Source organism: Vibrio chagasii (genome assembly GCF_002954585.1).
Classification (GTDB): Bacteria; Pseudomonadota; Gammaproteobacteria; order Enterobacterales; family Vibrionaceae; genus Vibrio; species Vibrio chagasii_A.
The window spans coordinates 149,953-161,884 of the sequence record NZ_MSCI01000003.1 but is presented as its reverse complement, the minus strand read 5'-3'; the positions used below and the strand labels follow the sequence as shown (position 1 = coordinate 161,884).

Annotated in this window: 10 protein-coding genes; 6 read left to right on the top strand and 4 right to left on the bottom strand. The window is 45.9% G+C overall.

Going from position 1 to position 11,932, the window contains the following annotated elements; translation table 11 throughout:
* Positions 1 to 141 precede the first annotated feature (141 nt).
* The 4 genes from hslR to BTO10_RS20610 all read left to right on the top strand — a co-directional run bounded on the left by hslR (position 142) and on the right by BTO10_RS20610 (position 5,512).
* Positions 142 to 528 (top strand): ribosome-associated heat shock protein Hsp15, encoded by a 387-nt coding sequence (hslR, locus tag BTO10_RS20625; protein ID WP_004741464.1) that lies wholly within the window; start codon positions 142 to 144, stop codon positions 526 to 528.
* An 18-nt stretch (positions 529 to 546) separates the two neighbouring features.
* Positions 547 to 1,425, top strand: a complete 879-nt coding sequence (gene hslO / locus BTO10_RS20620) for an Hsp33 family molecular chaperone HslO (RefSeq protein ID WP_105025683.1) — start codon at positions 547 to 549, stop codon at positions 1,423 to 1,425.
* 337 nt (positions 1,426 to 1,762) lie between these two features.
* Positions 1,763 to 3,388 carry a phosphoenolpyruvate carboxykinase (ATP) gene (gene pckA / locus BTO10_RS20615; protein ID WP_004741466.1) on the top strand — a complete coding sequence of 542 codons (1,626 nt, stop codon included), beginning with the start codon at positions 1,763 to 1,765 and terminating at the stop codon, positions 3,386 to 3,388.
* A 153-nt stretch (positions 3,389 to 3,541) separates the two neighbouring features.
* Positions 3,542 to 5,512, top strand: coding sequence for an AsmA family protein (locus tag BTO10_RS20610; RefSeq protein ID WP_105025682.1), 1,971 nt, complete (start codon positions 3,542 to 3,544; stop codon positions 5,510 to 5,512).
* Between the two features lie 42 nt (positions 5,513 to 5,554).
* Here BTO10_RS20610 and BTO10_RS20605 read toward each other — a convergent pair whose 3' ends face one another.
* Genes BTO10_RS20605 through BTO10_RS20595 form a run of 3 tightly spaced genes read right to left on the bottom strand, consistent with a single transcriptional unit; the run spans position 5,555 to position 7,857 of the window.
* Complete coding sequence (locus BTO10_RS20605; RefSeq protein ID WP_004741468.1) at positions 5,555 to 6,490, bottom strand: bifunctional GNAT family N-acetyltransferase/hotdog fold thioesterase; 936 nt, start codon at positions 6,488 to 6,490, stop codon at positions 5,555 to 5,557.
* Between the two features lie 16 nt (positions 6,491 to 6,506).
* Entirely contained in the window at positions 6,507 to 6,941 is a 435-nt protein-coding gene (gene dtd, locus BTO10_RS20600; protein ID WP_004741469.1) for a D-aminoacyl-tRNA deacylase, read from the bottom strand.
* On the bottom strand, positions 6,913 to 7,857 hold the full coding sequence (locus BTO10_RS20595) for a virulence factor BrkB family protein (protein ID WP_105025681.1): 945 nt from the start codon (positions 7,855 to 7,857) through the stop codon (positions 6,913 to 6,915). The genes dtd and BTO10_RS20595 overlap by 29 nt, the downstream gene beginning before the upstream one ends.
* Positions 7,858 to 7,941: 84 nt before the next feature.
* On the opposite strand from BTO10_RS20595, the gene BTO10_RS20590 reads away from it, so the two are divergent.
* Positions 7,942 to 8,583, top strand: a complete 642-nt coding sequence (locus tag BTO10_RS20590; protein WP_105025680.1) for a DUF2959 domain-containing protein — start codon at positions 7,942 to 7,944, stop codon at positions 8,581 to 8,583.
* Positions 8,584 to 8,614: 31 nt separating this feature from the next.
* The gene (locus tag BTO10_RS20585; RefSeq protein WP_105025679.1) at positions 8,615 to 9,145 is read left to right on the top strand and encodes an AAA family ATPase; all 531 of its coding nucleotides are present in this window, start codon (positions 8,615 to 8,617) and stop codon (positions 9,143 to 9,145) included.
* A 451-nt stretch (positions 9,146 to 9,596) separates the two neighbouring features.
* Here BTO10_RS20585 and typA read toward each other — a convergent pair whose 3' ends face one another.
* Positions 9,597 to 11,426 (bottom strand): translational GTPase TypA, encoded by a 1,830-nt coding sequence (typA, locus tag BTO10_RS20580; protein ID WP_004741472.1) that lies wholly within the window; start codon positions 11,424 to 11,426, stop codon positions 9,597 to 9,599.
* Positions 11,427 to 11,932 lie beyond the last annotated feature (506 nt).

The following is an 11,932-nucleotide window of genomic DNA, read 5'->3' as shown; positions in this document are numbered from 1 at the left end:
TTGTAATCTTCCTTGAAAAAAAAGCACGTTGCCTCCACATAACCTTCTAACAAATGCGATAAGCATCATCAAATAAAACAAGTCGCATAGTGTTGATACTGTTCAACGCTACTCACTTCTCAAAAAAAGGCACAGCCCTATATGAAAACTTCTAATGAAGCTGTCAGACTCGATAAATGGTTGTGGGCAGCGCGCTTTTACAAAACTCGCTCTATTGCTCGCAATATGGTCGATGGTGGCAAAGTCCACTATAATGGTCAGCGCAGCAAGCCAAGTAAGATTGTCGAACTTGGTGCAGTTATTACACTGCGCCAAGGTAATGAAGAAAAGACGGTAACGATCGAGAAAATTTCAGCCCATCGTGGCGGAGCGCCGATCGCTCAAACCCTCTATGAAGAAACCACCGAAAGCTTGGCGAAACGAGAAGAGTTTGCGAAACAACGCAAGCTACACGCACATAACCCAGCTCCAGAGCGTCGCCCTGATAAAAAGCAACGTCGTGACATCATCAAGTTCAAGCATCAATAAGCTAGAAGGAATAGCCAAATGGCAAACAATGTTTTAAATCGCTACCTATTTGAAGACCTATCAGTACGTGGTGAATTGGTACAAATGGATGAAGCGTACCAACAGATTATTTCTAGCAAGGAATACCCAGCTCCAGTACAAAAGCTGCTGGGTGAGCTATTGGTTTCAACCACGCTACTGACTGCGACCCTAAAATTTGAAGGCTCTATCACTATGCAGCTGCAAGGTGATGGCCCAGTATCTCTAGCAGTTATCAATGGCGACCATAACCAAAAGATCCGTGGTGTTGCTCGTTTTGAAGGTGATATTGCCGACGACGCTGGCCTACACGACCTAATGGGCAAAGGCCACCTAGTGATCACTATCGATCCTAAGAAAGGCGAACGCTACCAAGGTATCGTTGGTCTTGAAGGCGATACTCTAGCTCAAGTACTTGAAGGTTACTTCGCGAACTCTGAGCAGCTTAAGACTCGTCTATGGCTACGTACTGGTGAGCACGAAGGCAAAGCACACGCTGCTGGCATGTTGCTACAAGTTATGCCTGACGGCACTGGCACTCCAAATGACTTCGAGCACCTAGAGCAGCTAACAGACACAGTGAAAAACGAAGAGCTATTCTCTCTAGAAGCAAACGAACTGCTTTACCGTTTGTACAACCAAGAGAAAGTACAACTTTTCACACCACAGCCAGTTGAATTTTTCTGTGGTTGTTCTCGTGAACGCAGCGCAGCAGCGATCATTACCGTTGCTAAAGAAGAGATTTACGACATCCTAAGTACTGAAGGTAGCGTTGCTCTTCACTGTGATTACTGTGGTACGAACTACTCGTTCGACAAGAACGACGTTGATGCACTGTATGCAGAAGCAGCAGATAAAGGCAGCAATACGGTTCATTAATTTACGTCGTGCCAAAAACACGTAATTTACCCCAAAAAGGTCAGCACTAAGCTGGCCTTTTTTGTGATCAAAATAGCGCAAACTTCGTAACATCTCGTAATAAAATCACCGCTTAATTTTAATCAATTAATAATGTTCCCGCCCCTAGCGCAAAGGTTTGCGTACAGGATAGACTAGTTAGGCCAATATGTGACGAGACACTTAAAACCCCATGGTTAATATGGATATTTTTTGAGCTGTATCCCTGTTTCCCCCGAGTCTCGTTGCTAGCATGGTGAGCAGATAACAATAAAAAATTAATACAAAATCCCTACAAAATATCCTACAAGGAGCACCTATGACCGTTATGGAACATACTAAGGCTGCACAAATTGATCTAACTAAGCACGGACTTACTGGCGTTACCGAAGTTCTTCGCAATCCTAGCTATGAGCAGTTATTCGTTGAAGAAACACTGCCAGGTTTGGAAGGCTACGAAAAAGGCGTAGTAACGGAGCTAGGTGCTGTTGCTGTTGACACTGGTATCTTTACTGGCCGCTCACCGAAAGATAAGTACATTGTTAAAGATGACACGACCCGCGATACCATGTGGTGGTCAGATCAAGGCAAAAACGATAACAAACCGATCACAACTGAAGTATGGAATGAGCTAAAAGAGCTTGTAACAACTCAGCTATCTGGCAAGCGCCTGTTTGTCATTGACGGTTACTGTGGTGCTAACCCAGATACGCGCTTGAGTGTACGAATTATCACTGAAGTAGCGTGGCAAGCGCACTTCGTTAAGAACATGTTCATTCGTCCAACTGACGAAGAGCTAGCAACGTTCGAACCTGATTTCGTGGTAATGAACGGTGCTAAAACAACCAACCCTAACTGGGAAAAACAGGGCCTAAACTCTGAGAACTTCGTAGCATTCAACCTAACAGAGCGTGTTCAAATCATCGGTGGTACTTGGTACGGCGGTGAGATGAAGAAAGGCATGTTCGCAATGATGAACTACCTACTTCCTCTGCAAGGTATCGCTTCAATGCACTGTAGTGCAAACGTCGGCGAGAAAGGCGATGTAGCGGTATTCTTCGGCCTATCGGGCACAGGTAAAACAACGCTATCAACAGACCCTAAACGTGAGCTAATCGGTGATGATGAGCACGGCTGGGATGATGACGGTATCTTCAACTTTGAAGGCGGTTGTTACGCGAAGACGATCCGTCTATCTAAAGAAGCAGAACCAGAAATCTACAATGCAATCCGTCGTGATGCACTGCTAGAAAACGTAACGGTTCGTGGCGATGGTTCTATCGATTTTGATGACGGTTCTAAAACAGAAAACACTCGTGTTTCTTACCCAATTCACCACATCGACAACATCGTTAAGCCAGTATCAAAAGCAGGTCACGCTCAAAAAGTTATCTTCCTGACTGCTGATGCATTTGGTGTACTACCACCAGTTTCTAAACTGACTCCAGAGCAAACGAAGTACCACTTCCTATCTGGTTTCACAGCGAAACTAGCAGGTACAGAGCGCGGTATCACAGAGCCGACTCCAACCTTCTCCGCAGCATTTGGCGCGGCGTTCCTAACGCTTCACCCAACTCAGTACGCTGAAGTACTTGTGAAACGCATGGAAGCAGCAGGCGCTGAAGCTTACCTAGTAAACACAGGTTGGAACGGTACTGGCAAACGTATCTCTATCCAAGATACGCGTGGCATCATCGACGCTATCCTAGATGGTTCTATCGACCAGGCTGAAACTAAGGTTATCCCTATGTTCAACCTAGAAGTACCTCTAGCGCTGCACGATGTTGACCCAGCGATCCTAGACCCACGCGACACGTACACAGACCCACTACAATGGGAAAGCAAAGCGAAAGATCTAGCAGAGCGCTTCATCAACAACTTTGATAAGTACACTGACAACGCTGAAGGTAAGTCACTGGTTGCGGCTGGTCCACAACTAGACTAATCCAAGCATCTGCTCGGGCTAAGCCAAAAGCGAACGCCCATTTAAAACGATATTTTTGTAGCAAGCCCCTCTTTTGAGGGGCTTTTTTGTTGATGCTTGCCCCTTTTTGTTCCACTCTGTTTTAAGACTATTGAAATGTAAGGCTTTCAGGGAATGAAAAAGGTATTCATGGTGTTCGGCATTGTGTTGGCTATCGCCGTTGCGGTTATCGCAGCGTTGCTATTAAGCCTAAAGACTCAATACCGTGCGGATGTTGCTAACTTTTTTATCGAGCACACGGTTGATCAACCGGTGGTCATTGAAGATGTCGAGTATCAAGCGCCTTATCACATCACCCTCATGGGAATCACCTATACCCAACCAGAAAAGCAAACACCTCTGTATATCGATAAGGTCGATCTCTGGTTCAGCCCTGACTCTCTCATTGAAGCCAAACTCGTTTTAGACTCTGTATTAATCAGTGGTATCCAGTTGGAAGCGAGCGATCTAGAAACGCTCTCACCACTGTTAACCGAGCAAAACCTCAAGCTCCGCCAGTTGGCGATCAATAGTCTGGATTTTTCGACCAGCAGCTTTAATGTTCGAGGCATCGATCTACAGATCGCCGAGCCAATCTTTAACAACAATCAAACGCTGCTACCGTATGGCAAAACCCAACTTTCCGCTTCGCAGCTCTATTGGCAAGGTGAAGCCTTCGATAATCTTCTGATCGACCTTGACCTTAAACCGAGCGACAGCACCCTTTATGGCGCTTCGTTTGAATGGCGCGGTGCCAAAATTTCAGGACAAGCAGAACAGTATAAGCATGATTGGTCACTAGTGAATGTCACTGTAGATGGCTTACGCCTCAACCAGCAGCAAAGTCAGAGCCTATTAAGCAAAGAATGGGACGTAGCGGGTACTCGTATCAACCATATCAACAGCTTAGACATTTTACGCAGTGACATCGAATGGCCAAGCGGGCACCTTGCGGCCTTTGATGCTTCACTAGAAAACATCAAATTGCCTTTCGAGCTTTGGCGACAACAGAAAGCGCTTTTCTCGCTGCAAGCCGAAGGGGTCACTGTTGATGATGACATATTCATCGAGCCAAATATCAAGCTACGCCTAGAGCCAAACCAAATAATTATTGAAGATTTCTATACTCAATTTTTGCAAGGCACCGTTCAGCTCAATGGTGAGGTCACCCCTAGCAGCATTAGATTGGCGCAGCTCGACCTACAGGGCATTAAATGGGTCACGGAAAACCAAAATAAAACCCAGCCAGTAGCGCGCCTCTCACCCTGGCTTAAAGAGCTTCAACAAGCCTCTATAGAGCGGTTGAATGTAGAACGCACCCAGCTCATCCAACTTGCACAAAAACCTTACTGGCAAGTCTCTGGGCTGCACATTGAAGGACATCAAGTTAAACTGCTGCAAGATAGGAAGCTAGGGTTGTGGCAAGGAAAACTGATGGCCAGTGCGAACGACGCTAGCTATCAAAGTATTCTCAGCGCTCAACCTGTGATTGAAATGAACAGTGACCAAGGAAAATGGACACTAACACGCCTGTTTGCTCCACTTAAGCAGGGTTATATCGAAGCTAATGCGACACTCGATTTTAATCAAATCAGCAAACCGTGGAGTATCGACATCTCAGCAGATGGCTTACCTATCTCGCCAATGCTGCAGCAATTCGACTTACCACTCGATGCCACAGGCTATGGTGAATTTGAGCTGCAAGCTTCTGGTCTATATGGCGATTCACTTATGCTGGGGTATTCAACCACTGGCCAACTGAAAGGCAGCGTTCGTCAAGGTGTGATGACCTTTAACGATACGCTTTCTGAAACCTCGACCGATAACGTGTTTGAAATCCCTGAGTTCAACGCGAGTTTTGACCGTGGTCGCTTCACACTTCAACCGATGCACATTATTGGTGCATCCGCTGCAGAGGAAGGTTCACAGAGCGTTCAAACGCTCAATGGCGAAGTTTCTGGAGAGCTAGACTTACTTAAAACTGAACAACACACTCTCTCAATTATGCTGTCCGACCCATGTAACCAAATCTCTGGCAAGCTTGATCAACCAGAGTACACAGCGATTAATGACTGCCAACAAAAAAGCGCCACTCCACAGGAGTAGCGCTTTCAATCCACAACTCAACCTATCCGAGCAAGCGTGAAATTATTCGCTCACCTTGCTATCACTCGACAGGATCTTCTTATAGTCAGGGATCAGCATGTAGGTGCCAGTAAACTCCACCGCTTCCACGTCACCGCTGTGGATGGTCACGTGAATAATGATACGAGCCTTTCTTCCTGATGCGAGGCGATCCAAGTCACCACTGATACCATCTAAAGAAGTAGAGGCGACAGGGTTTTGCTCCACGGGATGGCGGTAACGAATATTACTGTCTGCTAGAACGATGTCGCCCGTCAGACCGCGCTCTTTCATCAATAGCCATGTCATTCCCCAACCAGTCAGTGTTGCTAGCGTAAAAGCAGAGCCTGCAAACATGGTGTTGTGTGGGTTCAGATTCGGGTTTAGCTGAGCACTACACTCGAACTGATAACCTGTGTACTGGTTTATCTTGATACCCATCTTATCGCTGATAGGGATCTGGTGCTCCCAACGCTGCTGAAGCTCATTACACCACTCAGGCTTACGCAGAACATCAGCCATTGGATCAAGCGGCTTCACCATCTGTTGGTGACGAACAGGACCACGTTGGTCGTTAATCTCACCACGACGCTCGAAGCTATTCTTCTCATAGAATGAGATCGCATCTTCTCGCGCGTTACATACCAAGCGCTTAGCACCCTCTTGGCGAGCCAGCGACTCTAGTGCGACTAAAATCAGCGAGCCCATGCCTTTGCTACGGCGAGAGTTTTTTACCGCCATGTAGCGGATCTGACCTTCGAGATCTGGGGTGATATACAGACGACCAATCGCCATCGGACGACCTCGACCATCTACAATCATACGATGGTGACTCATGCCATCGTATTCGTCACGCTCAGAACCTACAGGCATTCGCCAAGGTTCACGCAACATCTGCCAACGAAAATGGTAATACTTGTTCAGTTGATTTTCGGTGGTTGGGGTTATGAGTTTAAACATGCTTATTCCTTTAAGCTTAAACCTGCAGCCAGAATGTTACTGGGCCATCATTAACCAGAGACACTTTCATGTCGGCTGCAAATCGGCCACGTTCCGTTGGCAATACTGATTCACATTGGTCAGAGAAATAATTGTAAAGACGCTCGGCATCTTCTGGATGAGCACCACGAGAAAAACCTGCTCGTGTACCTTTTTTGGTATCGGCTGGCAGTGTGAATTGAGAAACTACTAGCACCTTGCCATTCACCTGCTTCACGTTGAGGTTCATTTTATCGTCTTCATCTCCAAAGACACGATAAGTCGTCACTCGTTCCATCAAACGTTTCGCTTTGGCTTCGTCGTCACCTTTTTCTACGCCTAATAATACTAATAAGCCTTGTTCAATCTCACCAACTACTTCGCCATCAACACGGACGGCAGCTTCACTTACTCTCTGAATCAGTGCTATCACTGTTGTTTCCTTGCTCTGTGATTTTGTCGTTATCCGTGGAGTGTACCATTATTTTTTGCGTCCCACTCCACTCTTCCTTCTCACCAAGCGCAGCCGTCACCTCAGCACCCACTAGCACGATCAACCAACATAAATAAACCCAAACAAACAGAATCGGAATCGCCGCCAATGCACCATAGATCACCTGATATGAAGGGAACTGAGTGATGTAAGCAGCGAAGCCTTTCTTACTAAGTTCGAACAGTAATGCAGCCACCAAAGAGCCAGCGGCTGCATGAGAAAAGTGGATTTTCTTATTAGGTACCAATAGGTATAAACCAAAAAACGCAAAAAAAGAGAGAATCAGAGGGAGTTTGCGAATCAGAGTATTAAAGGCACCAGACACCACTTCGTTTTGTAGCAAGCTTAATGATGTCACATATGAGGTGGCTGCAATGCTAGCCCCAACCAAGATTGGCCCGAGAGTGAGCACCATCCAGTACATCGAGAACGACAGTACGGCACGTCGCTTCTCAGTGACACGCCAGATGTAATTTAGGTTCTTATCGATGTTAGAGATAAGCATTAGCGCAGCGATAAATAAGAACGCACCACCAACCGCCGTCATTTTTCCCGTGTTAGCGACAAACTCTAACAAGGCGCCATGCACCGCATCCCCTGATGCTGGAACAAAGTTAGTAATGATGAAGTTTTGAATCACGATACCCACATCCGCGAACACGGAAAATGATGACAAGATAGAGAGCAAAACCGTCAACATGGGTACGATTGAAAGTAAGGTAATGTACGCCAAATAGCCCGCATTCACATTGACTCGATCATGCGTCATACGCGCTAAAAGGTAGCGAAAATACTGGATACTAAGTATGCCGACCTTTGTTATCTTCAACTTGTATCTCCCTGGTAACTCGTTCATAGTTTTAATTAATAATCCGTTATACCAACCAAAGTGAGTAAGTGATTTACTACGGTTGATATTATTTAACTATAGGAAACAAGGATGCCTTATTTAATAGTTATAGTCCTCTCTATTTTTACTCTTACTGGATGCCAATCCGCTTATTACTCTGCAATGGAACAAGTGGGTTATCACAAACGTGACATCATGGTCGACAGAGTAGAAGATGCAAAAGAGTCGCAGCAGGATGCTCAGGAAGAGTTTACCAGCGCGCTTGAAGCACTCAGCAGCCTGACTAATTTCAGTGGCGGCGACCTAGAAGACATGTACAACAAGATAAACGATAAATACCAAGACAGCGAAAAAGCGGCGCAAAATGTGACTGACCGAATCGCTGCGATTGAAGATGTATCTGATGCACTGTTTGAAGAGTGGCAAACCGAGCTCGATCTCTACACCAGTAATTCCCTACGTCGTTCGAGTGAGCAGAAACTACGTGAAACTAAATCGTCTTACCAAACCATGCTGTCAGCTATGAAGCGTGCAGAGAAGAAGATGGATCCTGTGCTCAATACTCTGCGCGACAACACCCTTTATCTAAAACACAACCTCAATGCGAGTGCGGTTGGTTCACTGCAAGGTGAGTTTATGAGTCTAGAAAAAGACATCGCGTACGCGATCAAACAGATGAATGCAGCGATTGCTGAGTCGGATAAGTTCCTTGATCAACTCAATCAGAAGTAACGCCTAAAAAGACAAAACAAGATAAGCCCGTATGAATCCAATCATTATAACTGGCGGCCCTGGCGCCGGAAAAACCACTCTGATTAATGCATTGGCTGATGCGGGTTACCCCACCTTCGCAGAGTCCTCTCGTCAGTTAATAGAACAGCAAAGTCAGCTTGAAGACGGTATATTACCTTGGGTTGACCTTCCCGGCTTTGCTGAGCTTTGTCTAGGTGTGATGAGCAAGCAAAAAGACCAAGCAAATCAACATCCGATTGCCTTTCTCGATCGCGCTATTCCGGACATTTGTGGCTATTTGGCTCAGACAAATCTAGAGATAGATGCGACCTACCGAGAGGCAAGCCAAGGCTATCACTCTCAAGTGTTGTTCTGCCGCCCTGAGGCTTCGATCTATGTTCAAGATGAAGTACGCCCTTACCCATTCGAAGAAGCGTTAGAGATTCACCACGCGCTATTCAAAGTCTATCAAGAGCTTGGTTATGAAGTAGTTGAAGTGCCGTTTACGTCGGTAGATGAGCGAGCTCAGTTCGTTAAAAGTCACCTGGGAATCAAAAGCTAGATTCCAGACATCTCGTCTCTCAATTCTGGAATGACGACTCGATGATAGGAAATGGATAAAAAAGAACAGGCGACGAAGACACTCACCCTCTTAGTATCTGGCTATCCCCAGTCTAAACAAGCTTTTCGTATCTCGCTTATTCTCAACCTACCCAACAGACTCCCGTCATTCCCTACAGCGAGGCACGAGCGTGATAGGGAATCTCTTCCATGCCATAAAAAGATTCCTGATATCTCGTTCCTCGACTCTGGAATGACGACTCGATGACAGGAAATGGATAAAAGAGAACGGTTACCAAAGACACTCTCTCTCTTAGTATCTAGCTATCTCTAGTCTAAACACGCTCTTCGTATCCCGCATCTCGTTTACTCGGATCTAAACCAACCAAAAAACAAAAGCCCCGAGCAGCGTCGCTACTCGGGGCTTTTTTAACTCAATCAGTTAAATCTGATTATTTCGCTGCACGTGAAGCACGCTTACGATCCGATTCCGTTAGGAACTTCTTACGGATACGGATGCTTTCAGGTGTTACTTCTACTAGCTCGTCGTCATCGATGAATTCTAGAGCTTGCTCAAGAGTCATGATGATTGGCGGAGTAAGAACCTGTGCGTCATCAGTACCAGATGCACGAACGTTCGTTAGCTGCTTACCTTTCAGTACGTTAACTGTTAGGTCATTGTCACGGCTGTGGATACCAACAACCATGCCTTCGTACACTTCAACACCGTGACCGATGAACATGCGACCACGCTCTTGTAGGTTGAATAGTGCGTTAGTTAGCGCTTTACCCATACCGTTAGAGATTAGTACACCGTTAACACGCTGGCCGATTTCACCGCCTTTGTGTGGACCGTAGTGATCGAATGTATGGTAAAGAAGACCAGAACCTGAAGTTAGTGTCATGAACTCAGTTTGGAAACCGATTAGGCCACGAGATGGCATAACGAAGTCCATACGTACACGACCTTTACCGTCTGGAGACATGTCAGTCAGCTCACCTTTACGTAGGCCGATGTTCTCCATGATGCCGCCTTGGTGCTCTTCCATAACGTCGATAGTTACAGTCTCGAACGGTTCCATTAGCTGACCATCTTCTTCTTTGATGATTACTTCTGGACGAGATACTGCTAGCTCGAAGCCTTCACGACGCATGTTTTCGATCAAGATAGATAGGTGAAGTTCACCACGGCCTGATACGCGGAATTTGTCTGGATCGTCTGTTTGCTCAACACGTAGTGCAACGTTGTGTACCAGTTCTTTCTCTAGACGCTCTAGGATGTTACGTGAAGTTACGAACTTACCTTCTTTACCCGCGAATGGAGACGTGTTTACTTGGAACGTCATTGTTACTGTTGGCTCATCTACAGACAGTGCTGGAAGCGCTTCTACTGCGTTTTGCGCACAGATAGTGTCAGAGATTTTTAGCTCACCAAGACCAGTGATCGCGATGATGTCACCGGCGTTCGCTTGGTCAACTTCGTGACGCTCAAGACCTAGGTAGCCCATTACTGTGCCAACTTTGCCGTTACGAGTTTTGCCGTCTGCGCTTACGATAGTTACTTGCTGGTTTGGTTTAACAGAACCACGAGTTACACGAGCAACACCGATAACACCAACGTAAGAGCTGTAATCTAGCTGAGAAACTTGCATCTGTAGTGGACCGTCTAGGTCAACTTGTGGTGCTGCTACTTGTTCAACGATAGTTTGGAATAGTGGTTCCATGTCTTCGCCAGTTTCGCCTTCTTCTAGGCAAGCCCAACCGTTCAGTGCTGAAGCATACACGACTTTGAAGTCTAGCTGTTCATCAGAAGCACCTAGGTTGTCGAATAGGTCAAATACTTGGTCCATAACCCAATCAGGACGTGCGCCTGGGCGGTCAATCTTGTTGATTACAACGATTGGCTTAAGGCCGTGTGCGAATGCTTTTTGCGTTACGAAACGAGTTTGAGGCATTGGGCCATCTACTGCGTCAACGATCAGTAGCACAGAGTCAACCATAGACATGATACGCTCTACTTCACCACCGAAGTCTGCGTGCCCCGGAGTATCTACGATGTTGATGCGGTGATCGTTCCAATCGATTGCTGTGTTCTTAGCAAGGATAGTAATGCCACGCTCTTTCTCGATGTCATTCGAGTCCATTACGCGCTCTTCAGTCTCACCACGAGATTCTAGTGTGCCTGATTGTTGTAGCAGTTTATCAACCAGCGTTGTTTTACCGTGGTCAACGTGCGCGATAATCGCGATATTTCTTAACTTATCAATCTGTGGAGTAGACATGGATTCTCGATTCACTCATAAAAGTAGCCGCACATCACCTCTACAATCAGGGTAAGTGCCACTAGCTTGATTAAAAAAACGGTCAATAATATACCAGATTCTAGCAAAAACCCCAGAAATATGTGATCTGAACCAAAGCCTTTTTATCAGTTAGCGATTCACATTGGCTTAACTTTGATTCAGTACAGTGTTGACTAGCAAAATCTGTAGGATTCTAAAAAGTCTCGTACGCGAGTAACTCGCCAAAACTCCGGCTAAATGACAAAAGTGGATTGACAATGTCTGCAATTCAATGCTGAATGGTATTCGCTTTTGTCTCATATTGGTGCATCGACAAATAAACGCACCAATTCAGTGCAACCAAGGATCATTTTGGTGCAAAACTAGAGGTAGGCGAAACAGCAAAACAAGTAAAACATTGAAATTAATGGAATAATTTTTTTGGCACGCTTTTGGCAATAGGTAAATCAGCATCGATTAATGCACTTGTTAGACATTAATCAATG